The organism is Paenibacillus sp. J31P316 (assembly GCF_056269105.1).
The window spans coordinates 38836-61186 of record NZ_JBWDNI010000025.1; the positions used below are offsets into that span (position 1 = coordinate 38836).

At 49.9% G+C, this 22351-nt stretch carries 38 protein-coding genes; 36 read left to right on the forward strand and 2 right to left on the reverse strand.

Going from position 1 to position 22351, the window contains the following annotated elements:
• The first annotated feature begins 15 nt into the window (after positions 1-15).
• The 33 genes from rpsS to AC0YNU_RS31830 all read left to right on the forward strand — a co-directional run bounded on the left by rpsS (position 16) and on the right by AC0YNU_RS31830 (position 18410).
• Positions 16-297 carry a 30S ribosomal protein S19 gene (rpsS, locus tag AC0YNU_RS31670; protein WP_475763810.1) on the forward strand — a complete coding sequence of 94 codons (282 nt, stop codon included), beginning with the start codon at positions 16-18 and terminating at the stop codon, positions 295-297.
• A gap of 43 nt (positions 298-340) precedes the next feature.
• Positions 341-676 carry a 50S ribosomal protein L22 gene (gene rplV / locus AC0YNU_RS31675; RefSeq protein WP_161705087.1) on the forward strand — a complete coding sequence of 112 codons (336 nt, stop codon included), beginning with the start codon at positions 341-343 and terminating at the stop codon, positions 674-676.
• A 13-nt stretch (positions 677-689) separates the two neighbouring features.
• Positions 690-1352, forward strand: coding sequence for a 30S ribosomal protein S3 (rpsC, locus tag AC0YNU_RS31680; RefSeq protein ID WP_161747287.1), 663 nt, complete (start codon positions 690-692; stop codon positions 1350-1352).
• A gap of 2 nt (positions 1353-1354) precedes the next feature.
• The gene (gene rplP, locus AC0YNU_RS31685) at positions 1355-1789 is read left to right on the forward strand and encodes a 50S ribosomal protein L16 (protein WP_475763813.1); all 435 of its coding nucleotides are present in this window, start codon (positions 1355-1357) and stop codon (positions 1787-1789) included.
• The gene (gene rpmC, locus AC0YNU_RS31690) at positions 1779-1979 is read left to right on the forward strand and encodes a 50S ribosomal protein L29 (protein ID WP_161705093.1); all 201 of its coding nucleotides are present in this window, start codon (positions 1779-1781) and stop codon (positions 1977-1979) included. Before rplP ends, rpmC begins: the two co-directional genes overlap by 11 nt.
• A 48-nt stretch (positions 1980-2027) precedes the next feature.
• Positions 2028-2291: a 30S ribosomal protein S17 gene (rpsQ, locus tag AC0YNU_RS31695; protein ID WP_475763815.1), complete on the forward strand. Its 264-nt coding sequence runs from the start codon at positions 2028-2030 to the stop codon at positions 2289-2291.
• A gap of 43 nt (positions 2292-2334) precedes the next feature.
• Positions 2335-2703 carry a 50S ribosomal protein L14 gene (gene rplN, locus AC0YNU_RS31700; RefSeq protein WP_161705097.1) on the forward strand — a complete coding sequence of 123 codons (369 nt, stop codon included), beginning with the start codon at positions 2335-2337 and terminating at the stop codon, positions 2701-2703.
• 45 nt (positions 2704-2748) lie between these two features.
• Positions 2749-3102, forward strand: coding sequence for a 50S ribosomal protein L24 (gene rplX / locus AC0YNU_RS31705; protein ID WP_211676334.1), 354 nt, complete (start codon positions 2749-2751; stop codon positions 3100-3102).
• Positions 3103-3133: 31 nt separating this feature from the next.
• On the forward strand, positions 3134-3676 hold the full coding sequence (rplE, locus tag AC0YNU_RS31710; RefSeq protein ID WP_161705099.1) for a 50S ribosomal protein L5: 543 nt from the start codon (positions 3134-3136) through the stop codon (positions 3674-3676).
• A 22-nt stretch (positions 3677-3698) separates the two neighbouring features.
• Entirely contained in the window at positions 3699-3884 is a 186-nt protein-coding gene (locus AC0YNU_RS31715; protein ID WP_090583249.1) for a type Z 30S ribosomal protein S14, read from the forward strand.
• Between the two features lie 30 nt (positions 3885-3914).
• Positions 3915-4313: a 30S ribosomal protein S8 gene (gene rpsH / locus AC0YNU_RS31720; protein WP_161705101.1), complete on the forward strand. Its 399-nt coding sequence runs from the start codon at positions 3915-3917 to the stop codon at positions 4311-4313.
• 30 nt (positions 4314-4343) lie between these two features.
• A complete protein-coding gene (rplF, locus tag AC0YNU_RS31725) occupies positions 4344-4886 on the forward strand; it encodes a 50S ribosomal protein L6 (protein ID WP_475763820.1) in 543 nt (180 codons plus the stop codon).
• A 62-nt stretch (positions 4887-4948) separates the two neighbouring features.
• Positions 4949-5317 (forward strand): 50S ribosomal protein L18, encoded by a 369-nt coding sequence (gene rplR / locus AC0YNU_RS31730; protein WP_475763822.1) that lies wholly within the window; start codon positions 4949-4951, stop codon positions 5315-5317.
• Positions 5318-5348: 31 nt separating this feature from the next.
• Positions 5349-5846, forward strand: coding sequence for a 30S ribosomal protein S5 (gene rpsE / locus AC0YNU_RS31735; RefSeq protein WP_161705107.1), 498 nt, complete (start codon positions 5349-5351; stop codon positions 5844-5846).
• 13 nt (positions 5847-5859) lie between these two features.
• On the forward strand, positions 5860-6045 hold the full coding sequence (rpmD, locus tag AC0YNU_RS31740) for a 50S ribosomal protein L30 (protein ID WP_475763824.1): 186 nt from the start codon (positions 5860-5862) through the stop codon (positions 6043-6045).
• A gap of 104 nt (positions 6046-6149) precedes the next feature.
• Complete coding sequence (gene rplO, locus AC0YNU_RS31745; RefSeq protein ID WP_475763826.1) at positions 6150-6590, forward strand: 50S ribosomal protein L15; 441 nt, start codon at positions 6150-6152, stop codon at positions 6588-6590.
• Positions 6591-7892 (forward strand): preprotein translocase subunit SecY, encoded by a 1302-nt coding sequence (gene secY, locus AC0YNU_RS31750; protein ID WP_475763828.1) that lies wholly within the window; start codon positions 6591-6593, stop codon positions 7890-7892.
• Positions 7893-7979: 87 nt separating this feature from the next.
• Positions 7980-8633: an adenylate kinase gene (locus tag AC0YNU_RS31755; RefSeq protein ID WP_475763830.1), complete on the forward strand. Its 654-nt coding sequence runs from the start codon at positions 7980-7982 to the stop codon at positions 8631-8633.
• A complete protein-coding gene (gene map, locus AC0YNU_RS31760; protein WP_475763832.1) occupies positions 8630-9391 on the forward strand; it encodes a type I methionyl aminopeptidase in 762 nt (253 codons plus the stop codon). Before AC0YNU_RS31755 ends, map begins: the two co-directional genes overlap by 4 nt.
• Positions 9392-9397: 6 nt before the next feature.
• Positions 9398-9679 carry a KOW domain-containing RNA-binding protein gene (locus AC0YNU_RS31765; RefSeq protein WP_161705119.1) on the forward strand — a complete coding sequence of 94 codons (282 nt, stop codon included), beginning with the start codon at positions 9398-9400 and terminating at the stop codon, positions 9677-9679.
• A 2-nt stretch (positions 9680-9681) separates the two neighbouring features.
• Positions 9682-9897 carry a translation initiation factor IF-1 gene (gene infA, locus AC0YNU_RS31770; protein WP_015847200.1) on the forward strand — a complete coding sequence of 72 codons (216 nt, stop codon included), beginning with the start codon at positions 9682-9684 and terminating at the stop codon, positions 9895-9897.
• Between the two features lie 44 nt (positions 9898-9941).
• Entirely contained in the window at positions 9942-10055 is a 114-nt protein-coding gene (gene rpmJ, locus AC0YNU_RS31775) for a 50S ribosomal protein L36 (RefSeq protein WP_003333770.1), read from the forward strand.
• Positions 10056-10072: 17 nt separating this feature from the next.
• Entirely contained in the window at positions 10073-10441 is a 369-nt protein-coding gene (gene rpsM, locus AC0YNU_RS31780; RefSeq protein ID WP_475763834.1) for a 30S ribosomal protein S13, read from the forward strand.
• Between the two features lie 18 nt (positions 10442-10459).
• Positions 10460-10855 (forward strand): 30S ribosomal protein S11, encoded by a 396-nt coding sequence (rpsK, locus tag AC0YNU_RS31785; protein ID WP_475763836.1) that lies wholly within the window; start codon positions 10460-10462, stop codon positions 10853-10855.
• Positions 10856-10981: 126 nt separating this feature from the next.
• Entirely contained in the window at positions 10982-11926 is a 945-nt protein-coding gene (locus AC0YNU_RS31790) for a DNA-directed RNA polymerase subunit alpha (protein ID WP_161705123.1), read from the forward strand.
• Positions 11927-11976: 50 nt separating this feature from the next.
• Positions 11977-12345 carry a 50S ribosomal protein L17 gene (gene rplQ / locus AC0YNU_RS31795; RefSeq protein WP_161705125.1) on the forward strand — a complete coding sequence of 123 codons (369 nt, stop codon included), beginning with the start codon at positions 11977-11979 and terminating at the stop codon, positions 12343-12345.
• Between the two features lie 71 nt (positions 12346-12416).
• Positions 12417-13157, forward strand: a complete 741-nt coding sequence (gene truA / locus AC0YNU_RS31800) for a tRNA pseudouridine(38-40) synthase TruA (RefSeq protein WP_475763839.1) — start codon at positions 12417-12419, stop codon at positions 13155-13157.
• 220 nt (positions 13158-13377) lie between these two features.
• Positions 13378-13815 (forward strand): 50S ribosomal protein L13, encoded by a 438-nt coding sequence (gene rplM / locus AC0YNU_RS31805; protein ID WP_475763841.1) that lies wholly within the window; start codon positions 13378-13380, stop codon positions 13813-13815.
• Positions 13816-13834: 19 nt separating this feature from the next.
• Positions 13835-14227 carry a 30S ribosomal protein S9 gene (gene rpsI / locus AC0YNU_RS31810; protein ID WP_161705131.1) on the forward strand — a complete coding sequence of 131 codons (393 nt, stop codon included), beginning with the start codon at positions 13835-13837 and terminating at the stop codon, positions 14225-14227.
• Between the two features lie 147 nt (positions 14228-14374).
• A complete protein-coding gene (locus AC0YNU_RS31815; protein WP_475763843.1) occupies positions 14375-15067 on the forward strand; it encodes a phosphoadenylyl-sulfate reductase in 693 nt (230 codons plus the stop codon).
• Positions 15068-15146: 79 nt separating this feature from the next.
• Entirely contained in the window at positions 15147-16310 is a 1164-nt protein-coding gene (sat, locus tag AC0YNU_RS31820) for a sulfate adenylyltransferase (protein WP_475763845.1), read from the forward strand.
• Positions 16311-16419: 109 nt separating this feature from the next.
• Positions 16420-17217, forward strand: coding sequence for an N-acetylmuramoyl-L-alanine amidase CwlD (gene cwlD, locus AC0YNU_RS31825; protein ID WP_475763847.1), 798 nt, complete (start codon positions 16420-16422; stop codon positions 17215-17217).
• Positions 17218-17294: 77 nt separating this feature from the next.
• Positions 17295-18410 carry a P-loop NTPase gene (locus AC0YNU_RS31830; protein ID WP_475763849.1) on the forward strand — a complete coding sequence of 372 codons (1116 nt, stop codon included), beginning with the start codon at positions 17295-17297 and terminating at the stop codon, positions 18408-18410.
• Positions 18411-18523: 113 nt separating this feature from the next.
• Here the strand turns inward: AC0YNU_RS31830 and gerD are convergent, their stop codons facing one another.
• Positions 18524-19228: a spore germination lipoprotein GerD gene (gerD, locus tag AC0YNU_RS31835; RefSeq protein WP_475763851.1), complete on the reverse strand. Its 705-nt coding sequence runs from the start codon at positions 19226-19228 to the stop codon at positions 18524-18526.
• 263 nt (positions 19229-19491) lie between these two features.
• Here gerD and AC0YNU_RS31840 point away from each other — a divergent pair, with 263 nt between their 5' ends.
• Positions 19492-20121 carry a KinB-signaling pathway activation protein gene (locus AC0YNU_RS31840; protein ID WP_475763853.1) on the forward strand — a complete coding sequence of 210 codons (630 nt, stop codon included), beginning with the start codon at positions 19492-19494 and terminating at the stop codon, positions 20119-20121.
• A gap of 63 nt (positions 20122-20184) precedes the next feature.
• On the opposite strand, the gene pdaB is transcribed toward AC0YNU_RS31840, so the two are convergent.
• Positions 20185-20988 (reverse strand): polysaccharide deacetylase family sporulation protein PdaB, encoded by an 804-nt coding sequence (gene pdaB, locus AC0YNU_RS31845; RefSeq protein ID WP_475763855.1) that lies wholly within the window; start codon positions 20986-20988, stop codon positions 20185-20187.
• A 105-nt stretch (positions 20989-21093) separates the two neighbouring features.
• On the opposite strand from pdaB, the gene AC0YNU_RS31850 reads away from it, so the two are divergent.
• Together AC0YNU_RS31850 and AC0YNU_RS31855 are read left to right on the forward strand one after the other, a co-directional pair.
• The gene (locus AC0YNU_RS31850) at positions 21094-21708 is read left to right on the forward strand and encodes a stage II sporulation protein M (protein WP_475763857.1); all 615 of its coding nucleotides are present in this window, start codon (positions 21094-21096) and stop codon (positions 21706-21708) included.
• A gap of 202 nt (positions 21709-21910) precedes the next feature.
• The gene (locus AC0YNU_RS31855; protein ID WP_161705148.1) at positions 21911-22132 is read left to right on the forward strand and encodes a hypothetical protein; all 222 of its coding nucleotides are present in this window, start codon (positions 21911-21913) and stop codon (positions 22130-22132) included.
• Positions 22133-22351 lie beyond the last annotated feature (219 nt).

The following is a 22351-nucleotide window of genomic DNA, read 5'->3' on the forward strand; positions in this document are numbered from 1 at the left end:
AAGGGAGGATCATCCATGGGTCGCAGTTTGAAAAAAGGTCCGTTTATCGACGGCTACCTTCTGAAAAAAGTTGAAGTACTTAACGAGGCCGAGAAGAAAACGGTTGTTAAGACTTGGTCGCGCCGTTCGACAATTTTCCCGCAATTCATCGGACACACTTTCGCTGTTTATGACGGTCGTAAGCATGTTCCGGTTTACGTAACGGAAGATATGGTTGGACACAAACTCGGTGAGTTCGCGCCAACGCGTTCGTATAAAGGTCACGGTAATGATGACAAGAAAACGGGTCGTCGTTAATCGTTGGAATAGCTAACGATAAATTTCGAGAGGAGGTTCATCCATGCCAGAAGCAAAAGCACTCGCTAACCACGTACGCATTGCTCCCCGCAAAGCGCAATTGGTTGCGGATTTGATTCGTGGAAAGCAAGTTGGCGAAGCGATCGCGATTCTGCGTCACACGCCAAAATCGGCTTCTCCAATCGTTGAGAAGCTGCTGAACTCTGCTATCGCAAATGCAGAGCACAACTTCCAAATGGACGTTAACAAACTTGTGATTTCGCAAGTATTCGTTAACCAAGGTCCGACAATGAAACGTTTCCGTCCGCGCGCAATGGGTCGTGCTAGCCGGATTAATAAAAGAACCAGCCACATCACATTGGTGGTATCCGAAAAATAAGGAGGGACAACGTGTGGGACAAAAAGTAAACCCGGTCGGTCTGCGTATCGGCGTTATCCGTGATTGGGAATCCAAATGGTACGCTGGTAAAGACTTCGGCGACTTGCTTATGGAAGACGTAAAAATCCGTGAGCACCTCAAAAACAAATTGAAGGATGCGGCTGTTTCCAAGTTCGAAATCGAACGTGCAGCAAACCGCGTCAACGTTACGATTCATACAGCTAAACCTGGTATGGTTATTGGTAAAGGCGGTTCCGAGGTTGAGAACCTTCGTTCCGAACTTTCCAAGATCGCCAAAGGCAAAAAAGTGCACATCAACATCTCCGAGATCAAAAATCCAGAATTGGATGCCATTCTCGTAGCTGAAAGCATTGCACAACAACTTGAGCGTCGGATCTCGTTCCGTCGCGCAATGAAACAATCCATCCAACGTACAATCCGTGCGGGCGCAAAAGGTATCAAAACTGCCGTTAGCGGTCGTTTGGGCGGCGCTGAGATTGCTCGTCAGGAAGGCTACAGTGAAGGTACGGTTCCTCTTCATACGCTGCGTGCAGATATTGATTATGGAACTGCGGAAGCTCATACGACGTACGGCCGTATCGGCGTAAAAGTATGGATCTATCGCGGCGAAATCCTTCCGACTAAGAAGAAAGCTCCACAGGAAGGAGGCAACTAATCATGTTGGTCCCAAAACGTGTCAAACACCGTAAACAACAACGTGGTCATATGAAAGGTCGCGCTAAAGGCGGCACGGATGTAGCCTTCGGCGAATTCGGTCTTCAAGCGCTCGAGCCATCGTGGGTCACTAACCGTCAGATCGAAGCAGCGCGTATCGCGATGACTCGTTACATCAAACGTGGCGGTAAAGTATGGATCAAGATCTTCCCAGCAAAACCAATTACGCAAAAACCACTCGAAGTTCGGATGGGTAGCGGTAAAGGTAACGTTGAGAAGTGGGTTGCAGTCGTAAAACCGGGCAAAATAATGTTCGAGCTTGCTGGCGTATCTGAAGAGATCGCACGTGAAGCAATGCGTCTTGCGGCACATAAGCTGCCAGTTAAAACGAAGTTCGTGAAACGCGAAGAAGTGGGTGGTGAAGCAAATGAAAGCTAATGAATTCCGCAACCTTACCTCTGTTGAACTCGAACAAAAAGTCGCTGGCTTCAAAGAAGAGCTATTCAACCTTCGTTTTCAATTGGCTACCGGCCAACTGGAAAACCCAACTCGTATCCGCGATGTGCGCAAGGACATAGCTCGTGCCAAAACCGTTCTTCGTGAAAGAGAACTCGGAATCAGCAGCTAGTCTGCAATCGTCCGTGTCGAATAACGAATGTGTGGAAGGAGGATGAACATGAGCGAACGTAATGCCCGCAAAGTTCAAATCGGTAAAGTCGTGAGTGATAAAATGGACAAAACAATCGTTGTAGCGATTGAAACGTACAAAAAACACGATCTATACCACAAACGGATCAAGTACACGAAAAAATTCAAGGCTCATGACGAGAACAACCAAGCTAAGATCGGCGATGTCGTCAAAGTCATGGAAACTCGCCCGTTATCGAAAGACAAACGGTTCCGCCTGGTCGAAATCGTTGAAGCTGCTGTTATTTTGTAAGAATGCTTCCCGTTAAGCATTTTCCCGAAAGGAGGACGTTGAAATGATTCAACCATTTACACGTTTGCATGTCGCTGACAACTCCGGCGCTAAAGAACTGATGTGTATCCGCGTACTGGGCGGTACTGGACGTCGCGTAGGCCACATCGGCGATCTGATCGTCTGCTCCGTCAAACAAGCAACACCCGGTGGCGTTGTCAAAAAGGGTGATGTAGTCAAAGCGGTTATCGTTCGTACGAAACGTGCGGTTCGCCGTAAAGACGGTTCTTACATCGCGTTTGACGAGAATGCGGCTGTTATCGTTAAAGAAGACAAAAGCCCGCGCGGCACACGTATCTTCGGACCAGTTGCTCGCGAACTTCGCGATCGCGACTTCATGAAAATCGTATCGCTTGCTCCGGAAGTTATCTAATTAGAACTTTGCGCATTCCGCGCAAGCACGCAGGAGGTGTAACTCATGCCACGGTTGAAAAAAGTGTTGGAATCCCACAATAATAAACTGCACGTGAAGAAAGACGACACGGTAATGGTCATCACCGGCAAAGACAAAGGCAAAAAAGGCCGCGTCATCGCTGCGTATCCGCGTCAAAACCGCGTTCTTATCGAAGGTGTAAACATGGTGAAGAAACATACCCGTCCTTCGCAAGCTAATCCGCAAGGCGGCATCATCGAGCAAGAAGCGGCAATTCACGTATCCAACGTTATGCACATTGATCCGAAGAGCGGTAAAGTAACGCGTATCGGCTACAAAGTGCTTGATAACGGCAAAAAAGTCCGGATCGCTAAAAAATCCGGCGAGGTAATCGATTAATTGACCGATACGGAAAGGAGGTCCACGTTACATGGCAGCAAGAATGAAAGATCGTTTTCTGAATGAAATCACACCTGCTTTGATGCAGAAGTTTAACTATACAACGGTTATGCAAGTGCCTAAGATCGAGAAAGTCGTCATCAACATGGGTGTCGGCGAAGCAGTTTCCAACTCCAAAGTGCTGGATACGGCTGTTGAAGACATGCGTCTGATCTCGGGTCAAAAACCGGTTGTAACTCGCTCCAAAAAGTCGATCGCTGGTTTCAAACTTCGCGAGAATATGCCTATCGGGGTTAAAGTAACACTGCGCGGCGAGCGTATGTACTACTTCCTTGATAAACTGTTCAATGTCACTCTCCCGCGCGTACGCGACTTCCGCGGCGTATCGAACAAAGCGTTCGACGGCCGTGGTAACTATACTCTTGGCTTGAAAGAGCAGCTGATCTTCCCGGAGATCGAGTATGATAAAGTAGATAAAGTGCGCGGTATGGACGTCGTCATCGTCACGACGGCAAAATCGGACGAAGAAGCTCGTGAACTGCTGACCCAATTGGGCATGCCGTTTACGAAGTAATCCACAGGAGGTGTAATACCAAGTGGCAAAAACTTCGATGAAGGTTAAGCAGCAACGTGCTCCTAAATTCAAAGTGCAGGCTTACACACGCTGCGAACGTTGCGGCCGTCCGCATTCCGTTTTGCAAAAGTTTAAAATTTGCCGGATTTGTTTCCGTGAATTAGCATACAAAGGCCAGATTCCTGGCGTTAAAAAAGCAAGCTGGTAATCAGCCTAGTTCGGGAAGGAGGTTTACACAATGGTTATGTCTGATCCGATCGCAGATATGCTTACACGCATTCGCAACGCAAACGTTGTGCGTCACGAGACGGTAGAAATGCCTGCTTCGAAAGTGAAGAAGCAAATCGCTGAAATTTTGAAACGCGAGGGCTTCATCCGTGATGCTGAGTATATCGAAGACAACAAACAAGGGATTATCCGTATTTTCTTGAAATACGGCCCGAACCAAGAGCGTGTTATCACGGGGCTGAAACGCATCAGCAAACCGGGTCTGCGCGTATACACGAAAAGCACTGAAGTGCCTCGCGTACTTGGTGGCTTGGGAATGGCAATCATTTCCACATCGCAAGGCATTATGACTGACAAAGAAGCTCGCCAACAGAAATCCGGCGGCGAAGTAGTCTGCTACGTTTGGTAATTAACCGTCACAACGATTGGAGGTGTAACAATGTCTCGTATTGGCCGTAAACCGATCCAAGTGCCTGGTGGCGTAAACATCGACTTGGACAACAGCTTCATCACAGTTAAAGGACCTAAAGGTACTCTGAGTCGCGAGCTCCACAAGGATATGAAAGTGGTAGTAGCGGACAGCGTCATCACAATCGAGCGTCCTTCTGACAATAAACTGCATCGTTCTCTTCACGGTACAACTCGCAGCGTCATCGCTAACATGGTTAGCGGTGTAACTGAAGGTTTTGTGAAAAACCTTGAGCTTGTAGGCGTTGGTTACCGTGCAAATAAAACTGGCGAGAAAATCGTACTTAACGTAGGTTACTCGCATCCAGTTGAAATCACGCCTGCGGGCGGCATCGAATTCGAAGTTCCTTCGAATACGAAAATCATCGTAAAAGGCATCGACAAAGAACTCGTTGGTGAAACTGCTGCGAAGATCCGCTCCGTACGTGAGCCTGAGCCGTATAAAGGCAAAGGTATTAAGTATGAAGGCGAGCGTATCCTTCGTAAAGAAGGTAAAGCTGGTAAGAAGAAATAAGCAGCCGATAAGGCAGCTTGACCGAATAGCATGTTAAGATAGCAGAAAGGAGTGTACAACGAATGATTACAAAAGGCGATAAAAACAAAGCACGTCTCAAACGTCACCTGCGTGTTCGTAAGAAAGTAAACGGAACTACGCTGCGTCCGCGTCTGTCTGTATTCCGTTCCTCCAAACACATCTATGCTCAACTGATTGATGATGTTCAAGGCGTTACTGTAGTTCAAGCATCTACGCTTGACAAAGAAATCGCAGAACAAGTGAGCAATGGCGGTAACATCGAGGCAGCTCGCAAGATCGGTGAATTGATCGCGTCCCGCGCGAAAGCAAAAGGCGTCGAGTCGATTGTTTTCGACCGCGGAGGTTACTTGTACCATGGACGAATTCAAGCGCTGGCTGATGCAGCACGCGAAGCAGGTCTTGAATTCTAATCGATAATACTTATGAAGGAGGTAAATCGACTTGCGTATTGATCCAAATGCGTTGGAACTTACCGAGAAGGTAGTTCAAATCAACCGCGTAGCGAAAGTAGTAAAAGGCGGACGCCGTTTTAGCTTTAGCGCGCTGGTAGTTGTAGGCGACGGCAAAGGATACGTTGGCGCAGGGATCGGTAAAGCTGGCGAAGTACCTGATGCGATCCGCAAAGGTATTGAAGACGCTAAGAAGAACCTGATCCACATTCCACTCGTAAAAACGACAATTCCACATCAAGTACTTGGTCATTTCGGCGCTGGCCGCGTTCTGTTGAAACCAGCTTCCGAAGGTACTGGTGTTATCGCGGGCGGCCCGGTTCGTGCCGTTCTCGAACTTGCTGGTGTAGGCGACATTCTGACCAAATCGCTTGGTTCTTCCAATTCCATGAACATGGTTAACGCGACACTTGAAGGACTTTCCCGTCTGAAACGTGCCGAGGACGTTGCTAAACTTCGTGGAAAAACCGTGAAAGAGCTTTTGGGCTAAGGAGGAGAATACGATGGCAAAATTGCAAATTACCCTCGTTCGCAGCCTAATCGGTCGCAACGAGAAACAGCGTGCGACTGTTGTAACGCTTGGTCTTCGCAAAATTCGTCAATCGGTTGTCCACAATGACAGCCCGGGTATCCGCGGCATGGTCAATAGTGTCAGCCACTTGGTAAAAGTTGAAGAAGTACAAGCATAGATTACCAATCAAGACTAGCTTTATCAATGCTTCCTGAAGAGTTTTGCTTACCAAAGCAAGCTCTCACAGAAAGCAATGCAAAACTTTAAGGAGGTGCAACGACGATGAAATTGCATGATCTCAAACCAGCTCCGGGCTCTCGTAAAGAGGGATTCCGCGTTGGCCGTGGTATCGGTAGCGGCAACGGCAAAACTTCGGGTCGCGGTCATAAAGGTCAAAATGCTCGTTCCGGCGGCGGTGTTCGCCCAGGATTCGAGGGCGGTCAAAACCCATTGTACCGTCGATTGCCTAAACGCGGCTTCAATAATCCGTTCCGTAAAGAGTATGCGATTGTGAACATCGATGAGTTGAACAGCTTTGCAGCAGGCACAGAAGTAACGCCTGAATTGCTGCATGAGCAAGGTATCGTCAAAAACCCGCAAAGCGGCATTAAAGTGCTGGGTAATGGCGAAATCACAGTTCAACTTACGGTAAAAGCAAGCAAGTTCTCTCAATCTGCGGTAGAGAAAATCCAGGCTGCCGGCGGTAAAACCGAGGTGATCTAATTGTTCAAGGCCGTGTCTAACATTTGGAAAGTGGAAGATCTTCGCAAGCGGATCCTGTTCACGTTGTTCATCTTGTTGGTTTACCGTATCGGATCCTTTATCCCGGTTCCGGGAGTAAATAAGGATGTCTTTACGCAGACGGACCAAGCCGGATCTGAATTGTTCGGTTTGCTAAATACGTTTTCGGGTGGGGCATTGTTCCAGTTCTCGATCTTCGCGATCGGGATCATGCCTTACATTACCGCATCCATCATCGTGCAGCTTCTGTCGATGGACGTTATCCCTAAATTCGCCGAATGGGCGAAGGAAGGCGAGAATGGGAAACGTAAACTTGCGCAGATTACTCGTTACGGTACGATAATTCTTGGACTTGTCCAAGGCTTTGGTACCGCGATTGGGTTTAACCGCAACTATTCGTACAATATGATTCCTGATGCAACAGTTACGGATTATATTATGATTGCGATAATCTTGACTGCGGGAACTGCCTTCCTCATGTGGCTCGGTGAGCAAATTACGGAGCGAGGCATCGGTAACGGAATCTCGGTCTTGATCTTCGCCGGCATCGTGGCAAGGCTTCCGGCACATGTTCGTTCCATTTACTCGCAAGAGTTCGTGGATGCGGGTGATGCGCTTTTCCTTGCGATCGTCAAAGTGGTGGCAATCGTAGTTGCTGTAGCTGCGATCATTGTGGGCGTTATCTTCGTCCAACAAGGGATTCGCAAAATTCCGGTTCAATACGCCAAACGCGTGGTTGGCCGGAAAATGTACGGTGGTCAGTCGACTCACATTCCGCTGAAAGTAAACGGCGCAGGCGTTATCCCGGTCATCTTCGCGGTATCGCTTCTGATGTTCCCAATTACGATCGCGAATTTCTGGGCAGACCACGAATGGGCAAAATGGGTTCAAAACCATTTGTACTACGACAAGCCTCTAGGCATGGTGTTGTACGTCATCTTGATTATCGCGTTTACGTTCTTCTACACGTTCGTGCAAATCAATCCAGTGCAGATGGCTGATCAAATGAAGAAAAATGGCGGATACATCCCGGGCGTGCGCCCAGGTAAACCGACTTCTTCTTACATTACTCGCGTCATGTCACGGATTACGCTGAGCGGAGCGATTTTCCTCTCGGTCATCTCGATCTTGCCAGTGTTCTTCGGAACGCTTGCTGATCTGCCTCGGGACGTGAAGTTGGGCGGTACATCGCTGCTAATCGTAATCGGCGTTGCGCTGGATACGATGAAGCAAATCGAGACGCAACTGATCAAACGCCACTACAAAGGGTTTATTAATAAATAACAATAGGTTCGCAAGCGGGATTCCGCGCATCTAGCCAGGTGACGGAACCCGGCCGAGCCTATTATGTTTAAAGCGAGGAACACGCTAATGAACATCTTATTCATGGGCCCCCCAGGAGCCGGCAAAGGCACGCAGGCTGAACGGATCGTGGATACTTTCAAAGTACCCCACATCTCGACAGGCGACGCTTTCCGTTTGGCAATGAAGCAAGGCACTCCACTTGGACAAAAGGCGAAAGAATTTGTGGACCAAGGTCTCTTGGTTCCGGATGAAATCACGAACGGAATCGTTCGCGAGCGCCTGCAGCTTGAGGATTGCAACGGCGGCTTCTTGCTTGATGGGTTTCCGCGTACACTGCAGCAGGCAGAGGCACTGGACGGAATGTTGGCTGAAATGGGACGCAGTATCGATCATGTCGTGAACTTGAAAGTTGACCGTGGTCTGCTGCTTGCGCGTCTGACCGGTCGCCGCATTTGCAAATCGTGCGGCTCCACATACCATGTCATGTTCAACCCGCCGAAGCAAGAAGGCGTTTGTGATAAATGCGGCGGCGAGCTGTATCAGCGGTCAGACGATACGGAAGCAAAAGTAGGAACGCGTCTTGACGAGTACATCTCCAAAACGGCTCCATTGCTTGATTACTACACAAGCAAAGCTGTATTGCGGGAAGTAGACGGCGAGAAAGAGATCGACGAAGTTACGGCGGACATCGTAAACTGCTTGCGGGGAACTGCGGAATGATCGTATGCAAGTCCGAAGCGGAATTGCAATATATGAGAGAAGCTGGACGAATTGTAGCGGATACGCATCGTTTGCTTAAAACGGTGATTCGCCCGGGCGTGACGACCAAGGAATTGGACGAAATCGCTGAAACGTACATTCGCAGCCAGGATGCATTGCCTTCTTTTAAAGGGTACAATCAGTTTCCTGCCAGCATTTGCGCTTCTGTAAACAATGAGCTGGTACACGGTATTCCGGGCTCACGCAAGCTGAACGATGGAGACATCATCAGCATTGATATCGGCGCGCAGTATAAAGGGTATCACGGCGATTCGGCGTGGACTTACGGCGTTGGCGATATTAGTGTAGAGGCACAGCGGCTGCTCGACATTACAGAACAATCGCTTTATGCAGGACTCGCACTCGTGAAACCGGACGTTCGTTTGTTTACGATCTCGTACGCGATCCAACAAGTGATCGAAACTGCCGGCTTTTCTGTCGTTCGCGATTACTGCGGCCATGGGATCGGAACGGATCTCCATGAAGAACCGCAAATTCCGAACTACGGATTGCCTGACCGCGGACCTCGCCTGAAACCGGGAATGGTGCTGGCCATCGAACCGATGGTCAATATCGGAGAGAGGTACGTGCGTACACTGGCGGACAATTGGACAGTCGTTACCGAAGACCAATCGTGGTGCGCCCATTTCGAGCATACGGTTGCCGTTACGGCAGACGGTTGTGAAATTTTAACCCAATCCAGGGAGCAGGCAGGTTGAGAACGCTTGGAGTATAAGCCGGAGATTGGCCGTGTCGTAAAAGTGCTGCGGGGAAAAGACGAAGGCTCATATGCCGTAATCGTTCAGGTTCTGGACGAACGTTTCGTACTTGTAGCCGACGGTGACAAACGTCGCTTCGATCAATCGAAGAAGAAGAACGTACTGCATCTGCTGATGCAGCCGGTCGTCAGTCACGAAGTGATTGACAGCGTACAGGAAACCGGCCGTGTAACAAACGCCAAATTGCGTTATGCCATTCAGAAGGCTGTGCAAGGGAAAGGAGAATGACTATGGCCAAAGAAGACGTCATTGAAGTCGAAGGTACGGTCATCGAACCACTACCTAACGCCATGTTCAAGGTGGAACTGGAGAACGGACATCAGATTCTCGCCCACGTATCGGGAAAACTCAGAATGCATTTCATCCGTATTCTGACGGGAGATAAAGTGGTCATTCAGTTATCGCCTTATGATTTGTCTAGAGGACGCATTACCTATCGGAAGTAGGCCGCTGGCGGCCTGCCGACGAAAGAAATCGGGAGGTAATCACAATGAAGGTTAGACCTTCGGTCAAGCCGATTTGCGAAAAATGTAAAGTCATTCGCCGCAAAGGCAATGTTATGGTTATTTGCGAAAATCCAAAACATAAACAAAAACAAGGATAAAGGAGGGATATCAATACATGGCACGTATTTCTGGTGTAGACTTACCGCGTGATAAGCGCGTTGTCATCGCTCTGACGTACATCTTCGGTATTGGCAGAACGACTGCTAATAAAATCTTGAGCACAACTGGTATTAACGAAAGTACCCGTGTTCGTGATCTGACGGAAGACGAAGTCAGCCAACTGCGCGAAACAATCGACAAAACGGTTAAAGTGGAAGGCGATCTTCGCCGCGAAATTTCCCTTAACATCAAACGTCTGATCGAGATCGGCTGCTATCGTGGTGTTCGTCACCGTCGTGGTCTTCCGGTTCGTGGTCAACGGACGAAAACAAATGCTCGTACGCGTAAAGGTCCTCGTCGGACTGTAGCGAACAAGAAGAAATAAGAAAGGGGGATAACCGAAATGGCTAAACCAAAAAAAGTGGTTCGTACGAAACGTCGTGACCGTAAAAATATTGATACTGGCGTAGCGCACATCCGCTCGACATTCAACAATACGATCGTTACGATTACTGATCCGCACGGCAATGCGATTTCTTGGGCAAGCTCCGGTAACCTCGGATTTAAAGGTTCCCGTAAAAGCACGCCTTACGCAGCTCAAATGGCTGCTGAATCCGCAGCGAAAGCGGCTATGGAACACGGCATGAAAACTGTTGAAGTGATGGTTAAAGGTCCAGGCGCAGGCCGTGAAGCGGCAATCCGCTCCCTGCAAGCAGCAGGCCTTGAAGTTAACCTCATTAAGGACGTAACACCGGTTCCGCACAACGGATGCCGCCCGCCAAAACGTCGTCGCGTATAGTCAATATTTGTGGTATCAAATGAACGCAACTTGTGAATAATGGTTGTGAAGGTTTGCCATACTACAGGGTTTGACTGCAAACGCGATAATGGTAACGGAGCGACGTTTTGAGGGAGGGTACTATTAGTGATTGAGATCGAAAAGCCGAAAATCGAATCCGTAGAATTGAACGAGGATGGCACGTACGGACGTTTCGTCGTCGAACCGCTTGAACGCGGGTATGGTGCGACATTGGGGAATTCTCTTCGGAGAATCCTGCTGTCTTCGCTTCCTGGCGCAGCTGTAACTTCCGTTCAAATCGACGGTGTTCTTCACGAGTTCTCTACGGTTCCAGGTGTGATGGAAGACGTAACTGAAATCATCCTGAACCTCAAGGGCCTTTCGCTGAAAATCCATTCCGACGAAGAGAAGGTATTGGAGATTGATGCGGAAGGTGATGGCAACGTTACGGCTGGCGATATTCGCGCAGACAGCGATGTCGAGATTTTAAGCCCAGATCTTCATATCGCGACGCTGGCCTCCGGTGCACGGCTCCACATGCGGGTATTTGCTAACCGCGGACGCGGTTATGTGCAAGCAGATCGCAACAAACGGGAAGATCAGCCAATCGGCGTGATCCCCGTCGACTCGATCTACACACCGATTACCCGTGTTAACTACACGGTTGAGAACACTCGTGTTGGTCAAGTGACGAACTACGACAAACTCACACTTGAAGTTTGGACCGACGGAAGCATTCGTCCGGAAGAGGCTGTTAGCCTCGGCGCCAAAATTTTGACTGAGCATCTGGATCTGTTCGTCGGTCTGACCGATGAAGCGAAAGATGCTGAGATCATGGTTGAAAAAGAAGAAGACAAGAAAGAGAAAGTACTCGAGATGACGATCGAAGAGCTCGACCTCTCGGTACGCTCTTATAACTGTCTGAAACGTGCAGGAATCAATACCGTTCAAGAGCTGATCACGAAAACGGAAGAAGACATGATGAAAGTCCGTAACCTCGGACGCAAGTCTTTGGAAGAAGTTCAAGAGAAGCTCGAGGAACTTGGTCTTGGCCTTCGCATGGAAGAATAGAGCGCAGCACAGACTAAGGTCGTTAGACTGTTTTAAGGAGGGGAATTTCGATGGCATATTCTAAATTGAGCCGTGACGCTAGCTCCCGGAAAGCATTGTTCCGCGATCTCGTCACAGACTTGTTCCTGTATGAGCGCATTCAAACGACAGAGGCGAAAGCGAAAGAGCTTCGTCCTATCGCTGAGAAGCTGATCACGCTTGCGAAGCGTGGCGATCTGCATGCACGTCGTCAAGTGGCAGCTTTTGTTCGCCGCGAGTCCATTGCAGCAGGTGAGCAGGATGCAATTCAAAAACTGTTCTCCGAGCTCGCTACCCGTTATTCGGAGCGTCCGGGCGGCTATACGCGTATTTTGAAGCTGGGTCCTCGTCGCGGTGACGCGGCGCCTATGGTTTACTTGGAACTGGTAGATCGCGCGTAGCAAACGAAGGGTGGACCTTGCGGCCACCTTTTTTTGTTGCCCGAGTCATCCTTATGGGGAGGGGGCAGACTGTGCGGAATATTCGGATGGCGATCAGCTATGATGGAACGACGTATCACGGCTTTCAGACACAGCCGATCGGCAATACCGTTCAGGATGTGCTGGAAAACGCAATATGCGTTCTGACCGGCGAGAAGGCAGACATCACGGCATCAGGCCGTACGGATGCCGGCGTCCACGCCAGGCGGCAGTACTTTAATTTCTACACCTCCTCTCCCATCCCTGTAGATCGATGGGCGCTGGCGCTGAATTCCAGGCTGCCGGATGACATTGTCGTTCTGCAAGCCGATGAAATGCCAACGCAATTTCATTCGTCTTACAGTGCCAAACGCAAAACTTACCGGTACGGAATCGATACGAGCAAATTCGGCGACGTGTTTGATCGCAAATATCGATTGCACTATCCCATGCCTTTGCTAATTGAGGAGATGAAGGAAGCGATCACCCATGTCTTGGGAACGCATGACTTCACTTCCTTTGCTTCGACACGATCTACGAAGACGACGCATGTGCGTACGATTTTGGATGCGCGTATTGAGGAGAGCGAAGGCAAGCTGGATTTTTTTATTACCGGCAATGGGTTTCTGTATAATATGGTCAGGATCATAGTAGGCACGCTGCTTTGGGTTGGCGAAGGCAAACTGACGGCAGCGGATTTCAAGCGGATCCTCGAGGCTAGGGAGCGGTCGGCAGCAGGTCCTACGGCAATGGCTCATGGGTTGATGCTATGGGAAGTGGAGTATGAGGAATAGAAGGATATTACCAGCTTTTTAATTCTTGGCGACATAAGAAATAGCTTGCACATGCTAGGCCTATGTAGTAGAATATAACTTGTGCTTTCTTAGTGGCTCTCCCACAGCCCCGACTAAGAATGGCCACCTACAGCAGTGCTAACGAACGCAACTAACCGTTACTACGGTACGAAATGTTATAAATGAGATCGATTGTTTTAATGAAGAAGGAGGATCATCCATGCGCATTACCTACATGGCTAAGCCAAATGAAGTTGAACGCAAATGGTACGTCATTGACGCAGAAGGCAAAACGCTTGGCCGTCTTGCGAGCGAAGCTGCAAGCATCATCCGCGGAAAACATAAACCGCAATTTACTCCGCACGTTGATACTGGCGATTTCGTCGTTGTCATCAATGCAGAGAAAATTCATCTGACGGGCAAAAAGCTTCAAAACAAAATGTACTACCGTCACTCCATGTACTCAGGTGGTCTGAAAGTGACTCCTGCACAAGACATGATCAAGAACAAACCAGAACAAGTTTTGGAGCAAGCGATCTACGGCATGCTGCCGAAGAACCGTCTGGGCGACAAAATGAAGATGAAATTGAAAGTGTATGCCGGCGCAGAACATCCACATCAAGCACAAAATCCAGAAGTTTACGAACTTCGCGGGTAAATAGAGGGAGGACAGTTTCATGGCACAAGTTCAATACTATGGAACCGGTCGTCGTAAACACTCTGTAGCACGTGTACGTCTCGTGCCGGGTGAAGGACGAATCATTATTAACAAACGTGATCTGAATGAATACTTCGGTCTTGAAACACTGAAGCTGATCGTGAAACAACCGCTTGCTTTGACTGAAACGACAAGCAAGTACGATGTTCTGGTAATTGCACACGGCGGCGGTATTTCCGGCCAAGCTGGCGCAATCCGTCACGGTATCTCCCGTGCGCTGCTGAAAGCAGACCCAGAATTCCGTCCATCTTTGAAACGCGCTGGCTTCCTGACGCGTGACCCACGTATGAAAGAGCGTAAGAAGTACGGCTTGAAAGCCGCTCGTCGCGCGCCACAATTCTCGAAACGTTAATTTACACAGCAAATGCCTTCTCTGTTCAGCAGAGAGGGCATTTTTTTATGTTTTTGACTTATTTCAGTCATTGAACATTATGACTATTGGACGTATAATTTAATGTAGATTAATTTACTTGGATTTCGTAAACGGAGGGACTCAACCATGAACCTTTTTGAAAAAGAAGCGCTTATCACGCAAAAGGCTGTCGAACTGGAAACTGCAACGCCGCAGGAGATCTTGAAATTTGCAGTTGAAACATTCCCTAACATTACATTCGCATGTAGCTTTGGCGCGGAAGATGTCGTGATCGTCGATATGCTTCAAAAAATTAGCCCGAAGACCGATATCTTCTACTTGGATACGGACTTTCACTTTAAAGAAACTTATGAAACGCGCGATAAAATGGTGGAAATTTACGGTTTGGAATTCGTTGAAGTTAAGCCGGCTATCACGCCAGAGGAACAAGCCGCTCAACATGGCGACCAACTTTGGAAAACCAATGCCAACGAATGCTGCAATATCCGTAAAGTGCAACCGCTAACACAAATCTTATCCAAATACGAAGCGTGGATTACAGGTATTCGCCGCGATCAAGCACCTACACGTGCCAACGCGAAGAAGATCGAGTATGACACAAAGTTCGGATTGGTTAAGTTCAACCCGATTGCGGATTGGACTACCGAAGATGTATGGAATTACATCCGCGAGAACAATGTGTACTACAATCCGCTTCATGATAACCATTATCCGAGCATCGGCTGCGAATACTGCACACGGCAAGTAATGCCTGGTGAGGATCCTCGCGCGGGACGTTGGTCCGGTCAAGAGAAAACGGAATGCGGATTGCACAAATAAGCGTAGGCACGCAATGCGTTTTTCTTAGAAGACTTACCCTAGAAGCATTCGTAAAAACTTTAGGAGGCACTTGCATACAATGAGCAGCATCAAGCCGCATGGCGGCGTATTGATTAATCGTGTCGCGACCGGAGCAGAACGTGACGCACTACTTGCCGAAGCGGCAAAACTGTCTTCCATCCTCGTTAACAACTGGACGATTTCGGATTTGGACTTGATCGGCGTAGGTGCATTTTCTCCACTAACCGGCTTTTTGAACGAGGCGGACTACCGCTCCGTTGTCGAGCGCATGCGTCTTGCTGACGGTACGGTATGGAGCATTCCGATTACGCTTGCCGTAGAAGAGGCGAAAGCGTCTGAATTGGCTGCGGGTCAACGCGCTGCTCTTATCGGCGAAGACGGCGTTATCTACGCTGTAATCGACGTCGAAAGTATTTACAGCGTTGATCAGAAACATGAAGCGGTCCATGTATTTAAAACCGACGACATGGAACATCCTGGCGTAGCTAAGCTTTTCAGCCGTCCATCCACATACGTAGGCGGATCTATTACGGTACTGAATCGTCCCGAACCTGAGAAGTTTAATGAGTTCTACTTTGATCCTTCCGAAACGAGACGGATCTTTGCAGAAAAGGGCTGGAAGACGGTCGTTGGCTTCCAAACCCGTAATCCCGTGCACCGCGCACATGAATACATTCAGAAATGCGCTATGGAAATCGTTGATGCACTCTTCCTGAATCCGCTAGTCGGCGAAACCAAATCCGACGACGTACCTGCGAATGTTCGTATGAAGAGCTATATCGCGCTGCTGGAGAATTACTACCCCGCAGATCGTACGTTCCTAGGCGTATTCCCGGCGGCCATGCGTTATGCAGGCCCGCGCGAAGCGATTTTCCACGCGATGGTACGTAAAAACTACGGCTGCACGCACTTCATCGTCGGTCGCGACCATGCTGGCGTAGGCGACTACTACGGTACGTATGAAGCGCAAGACCTGCTTCGTTCGTTCGCTATCGAAGAGCTGGGCATTACGCCACTGTACTTTGAGCACAGCTTCTTCTGCACCAAATGCGGCAACATGGCTTCCAGCAAGACTTGCCCGCATGACAAAGCTGATCATTTGACGCTTTCCGGTACAAAGGTTCGTGCTTTGCTCCGCGACGGCGTTTGCCCGCCTCCCGAATTCTCGCGTCCGGAAGTAGCGAAGATTCTGATTGAAGGCATGTCCAGCCAACCGGTCTAATTCATAACAGGATGTCCGCATAAGTGGCCGCCTCGTCCCATAGGATGATAATGAACGCAGGACAGACTCCTGCACGAATCATCGTATGGAGATAGGGGTGGCTTTTTGCATGCGCGGAGTTCGGAAGCGGTTTGTCGTGTGGATTACGTACCGGGGTGCGGTGCGGATCGTGTTGGGCGTTGCCGCGGTACTGCTCACAGTGCTGCTGTTAACGCAGGAGGTTCCAGCGTCGCGGACATGGACGTATTGGACACTGCCATTGTCCGGCAAGGTCATCGCCATCGATGCCGGACATGGCGGCGTAGACGGTGGCGCCGTCAGCAAGCAAGGATTGGTGGAGAAGGACCTTAATTTAGCGATTGCGCTGCAGCTTCGCGATTTTTTGCAGCAAGCCGGCGCGATCGTGGTCATGACGCGGGAAGGGGATTACGACCTCGCGGATGAAGGAACGTCCAAGATCAGCAAGCGCAAGACGCAGGATTTAATCAAGCGGGCGCAGTTCGTCAAAGAAAAGCATGCCTCCTTGCTGCTCAGCATCCATATGAACAGCATTCCTTCGCCGAAATGGTCGGGCGCGCAAACGTTCTTCTATCCGAACCTGCCGGAGAACGCGATTCTCGCTTCGCTCATTCAAGACGAGATCCGGCGCAACCTTGGCAATACGGAACGGCTTGCCAATACGGTGAATACCGTTTATTTATTGAAAGCGATGGATGAGGTGCCAAGCGCGTTGGTGGAGGTGGGCTTCTTGTCCAATCCGGGCGAAGCCACGCGTCTGGGCGACTCGAACTATCAGAAGAAAGTGGCAGCGTCCATCTATCAGGGCGTCCTGCGCTTTACGGCGGGTGAGAAATGGGGTACCGGAACGGCGGGAGGAGCATCGACTGACTCCCGAACCGGAAGCTAACCACCGCTTGGAACGTTCAGGCCGTATTGTTATAATGGATAGAGTCAGTACGACAGGGACAAGAGGAGAGAACATTCATGATTACCCGCGAGGAAGCTTTGAAGGCCGCTGAATCTGCGGCGGCCGCATATAAGGCGGAAGGAACCATCACCTTCCGCGATGTTGTCGTGAAGGACCGTAACGTCTCGTTAACGGTCATGGGTGCAGCCGCGAGCGCGGAGCGCGCGCTTGAGGCTGCGCTGCGCGAAGCGCTTGCCGCCGCCGGCGCCGAAACCGTGCACTGCCGGTTTCGGGCCGGCGAGGCCGCCCCGGCGGGCGCGCAGGGCGCTGCGCCCGCCGCAGGCGCTGCCGGCGGCGCGGGGCATGCTGCGCCGCCGCCGAAGGGCCCAAGCCCCGTACGTGGTCACGGGGCAGGGCTAGAGGCGCACCCGCTGCTAAGCGAGGGCAGCGGGGTGCAGTTCATCGCCGTCGCCAGCGGCAAGGGCGGCGTCGGCAAGTCCACGGTGACCGTGAATCTCGCGGTCGCCTTGGCTCGCAGGGGCAAACGCGTCGGTATCATCGACGCGGACATTTACGGCTTCAGCGTGCCGGATATGATGGGGATCGAAGAACGCCCGCAAGTTGTGAACGAGCGGGTGATCCCCATCGAGAAATTCGGCGTGCGCGTGATGTCGATGGGCTTCTTCGTCGAAGACAATGCGCCGATCGTGTGGCGGGGACCGATGCTCGGCAAGATGCTGCGAAATTTCTTTGCCGAGATCGAATGGGGCGAATTGGATTACTTGCTGCTGGACTTGCCGCCGGGAACGGGCGATGTCGCCCTCGATGTGCACCAGCTCATTCCGCAGAGCAAAGAAATCATCGTCACGACGCCGCACGCAACGGCGGCCTTCGTAGCGGCTCGGGCCGGCGCGATGGCCATCAAGACGGAGCATGAGATCATCGGCATCGTGGAGAACATGTCCTACTACGTCAGCAAGAGCGGAGAGCTCGAGTACGTTTTCGGACGCGGGGGAGGCGCAAGGCTGGCAGAATCGTTGAATGCCGAACTGATGGCCCAAATTCCGCTCGGCGCGCCGGATAACCATGTCGCGGAAGCCGATTTTGCTCCGTCCGTGTACAAGGAAGATACCGATACCGGGAAGATCTACTTGGACATTGCTGACCGCGTTATTGCGAAGTGCGAAGCTTAACCACTCGCGAATAGCCGGATTAAAGTCGAAAAGCCAACATCGCTCAATATGAGTGATGTTGGCTTTTTTAGTACACATGGAACTTGTCCACGCCCGAACTAAACGGAATTCAATCAACCGCCGCCTTGTTCGCCCATACCGCTGTCGCTTTGATCGCCGCCATCGCCGCCTTCTCCACTGTCGCCGCCTTCTCCGCCTTCTCCGCCTTCTTTCGATTTCGTGACCTTCTCGTCGGGCTTCGGCTTCAGTTCTTCTTGAACGGCTTTCTTTAAAAGGTCGATAATTTCGAGCCGGAAGATCGGACTTTGCATCGATTCCTGCATAATGGTCATGACCTGCTTGCGATACTGCGTACTCTGCAGCACTTCAAGGATCATTTTATCCATTTCAGGACTCTTCATGGCCGAGATCATGTCTTTTTGATATGTGGGATCCTTAAGCAGATCCTTGTGGATTTGTTTGTTCTGCTTATTGACGGCCTGTGCGAACTCGCCGGCGAACCGTTCATCGGTCATCAATTTTTCAATGACTTTATTGTACTCCGGGGATACGAGCGTTTCCTTGACGGCCAGCTTGACATTCTCCTGATCCTGGACGGTTAGCAGCTTAGAGGTCATTCCAGTGTTGCCGGTCGTGGAAATCGCCGATTCCTGGAGCGCCTTTTGCGCGTCTTCCGTTTTGAGGATGTCTATTACCATTGACTTCATGTCTTTATAACTGATGGGCTCGCTTGCTGCACTGGACGGTTCGGACCCGCAGCTCGAAAGCATGGAGGATATAATTATGGCGGTGCCCATCAACACGATACGTTTGATCATGATGTCCTTTCTCCCTTCTAAAATTACGGCATTGTCCTGGATGTAGTATGCGCAATGTTCAACGGATTATCATGGACTCGGCGTAGCTTTTTATGAAGTACGTGGTAAAATGGAAAGGACTTCGCAGTCATGCGCGATTGCGGGGGCGATTCCAAATTGTTCTATGATGTTGCGGCTTTTCTACCGTACGGCCCCCTATAGGTTGCACAATCCACGGAGCATTTGATGAAAGTGCTTCGCAATAACATTTAGGAGATATGAACGTGAACTTACGTAAATGGTTTTTCTTATTTTGGAGTACAATGGCCGTTGGTGGAGTGGTTTCCGCGATTGTCGGCACGGGCATGCAATGGATTGATCCGGACTTCGGAATACTTGGTCTGAAAGCGACAGGATTTAACTTGCTTACGATGGCGCTTGTCGGGCTGCTGTTCGGCGCGTTCAGCCAAATGGGTTTTTTCTCGTATCTGACGCTTAATTACATCGCGCTTAGCGTGCTGCGCAAGGGATATTTGTGGAATGCGCTTCAAGCGTATACGTCCTTGTTCGCGCTTGGCGGCGTAGGCTATATCCTTTATCAGGACCGCGGCACATTGGACAACAACTGGATTTTCTGGGTGCTTCCGCTGTTATTGCTGCTTGCATCCTGGGGAGTTGCTTACGTAAAAGCCAAACAAACGAACAACAACGCGTTTATTCCGACGCTGTTTCTATGCATTGTCGTAACGCTGCTGGAAGCGTGGCAAAGTCTTCAAAGCAACGTATCCGCAATGACGTTTATGGTTATCCCGATGTTCGTCTGCAACGCGTACCAAATTTTGTGGCTGCATCGTTTGCTGCGCAAAGAGCAAACAACCGAATCCGCGTCATCCAACGCGAAGCCGGTTGTTTAAGTCGAACCTTTCACAAGGAACTGTCCTCGAGGAGGGCAGTTGCCTAGTGTGCTTATGCCGCCATTATTGCTCTGCGGATGCATCTAGCTGTTCGAACATGGCGGTTTTATCTTGTACCGTTTTACCTTGCAGCTCGGTTTGAGCGATCAGTTCCGAGACCGTGACGAATTCGTATCCTTTGGCACGCAGCTGGTCGATGATGAGCGGCAGCGCTTCATGTGTTTGTTTGACGGAGTCGCTGGCATGCATAAGGATGATATCGCCGGGATGGGCTTTGGATACGACGCGATTGACGATTTTATCCGTGCCGATGTTCATCCAATCCTGCGAATCGGTATCCCATTGAATCACCTTGTAATTCATTTGTTCCGCAATCCGGAGAACGCGTTTATCGAAATCCCCGTTAGGCAACCGGATTAAAGTCGGCGTTTTGCCTGTCACCTGCGTCAAAATCGATTGCGACGTTTCGATTTGCGTCCGAATTTCATCATCGCTGTAGGTGCTGTAATTACCATGCTTATGGCCATGGCTTCCGATCTCGTAGCCGGCATCCACAATCTTCTTTACAATGTCTGGATGAGTTTGACTCCAGGGCGAGGAGAGGAAGAACGTTACGTTTTTCACGCCTTTTTGTTTTAAAACATCGAGTATCGGCTCGGTACGTTTCTCCCCCCAGCTAATGTCGAAGGTCAAGGCAACGACCTTCTTGTCTGTCGGCACGCTGTAGATGGCAGCCGGCTGATCCTCTGCAAACACGGTAATGTTGTCTTTTTCGGCGTAGATAATTCCAGCAGCGAATATAACCCCCACTGTCAATAGAAAATACCGTTTCAGCTTCTTCCCGTTCATGACATAAAACATATTCATACGCGGATCGGCACTCCTCTCGTTAAGGCTTGTTTTAGTACAATCTATGCTCGTACAACCAACTTATTCGCATCACGCCAAAATTAGCCCAAGAGGTGAAACCACATGTTCACGCCGAGAGCCGTGTTGCAGCATCTGAAGACGATGCGTCACTATCTAGCCTTCAGCACCATTTTTCTGATTGCCGGCATGGTTGTCGGAGCGGTAAATCCGGCGCTGGAAAATTTCATGCAAAGCCAAATGAGCGGTTTGAGTAATATCGCGCAAAATATAGATGCAAGCAGCCACCCAACATTGTTCTTAATGCTGTTTATCTTTTTGAATAATGTCATTAAAGCTATTTTGGTCATGTACCTTGGGGCCTTTTTTGGGATCATTCCCATCTTCTTTCTGGCGATTAACGGGATGATATTGGGGTATTTAATTCATCGAACCGCGGAACAGGGAAGTGATATGCTGTTTACGGTGATCGTGAAGGGGTTGCTTCCCCATGGAATCATTGAGCTGGCGGCAATTGTTATCGCATGCGCGTACGGACTTTGTTTCGGGAAAATGATGTTTCAAGGAGCGGGTGCTTTGCTTTCGCGCCGGAGCGGGTGGGGGCAGCAGTTCGAGCATTTCTTGCAGCGCACGCTTCCGGTCATCGTATTGGTGATCGTCATGTTGGGCGCAGCGGCGGTTATTGAAAGCACAGTGACGGTTTGGCTGCTTGGCGAGTAATAAAATTTCCATTTTCTGTGCATAACAATAAAGCGGCGTTTATCGCGACATGCGATAGACGCCGCTTTTGGTTCCCGGGAATGCTATCGCCTTCCTGTGACCATGAGGCGAACGCAGCGAAGAGAGTTCCACAATGCTGCGGCCGGTTCGTCTCGTTGGCTCTTGAATGGGCCGAATACGCAAAGGGGGCCGCTAAACGGTTATGCTCGGAATACTGTTCAACGACAAAGAATGCAAAGAACTCGACTACGTACTACGCAAAGAACTTGACGAAATGCTGCTCGATTTGAACGATTCCAGGCTTGACGGAGACATCAAGACCGCGATTGCCAAACGATACAAAGTCATTTTTCGCATGTTCGCCCGAATCGCCTCCCCGAAAGAACTATCCCGTTATGTGCTCAATATGCGCGTATACCGCTAATTCAAAGGGTTATCCACATGTGTAAAATTATTTATAAAAAACCCTTGCATTGTTTATAAAGCGTGTGATATATTAATCAAGTCGCCGCTGAGACATGGGCGAATGAGTAACAAATTTGTTCCTTGAAAACTGAACAATGAGCGACCTGTCAAAAGGTCATAAATCGCGAAATTAACGTTTCGCAAGCTAGTATTTTGAATGAGCTAACAAGCGAATTCA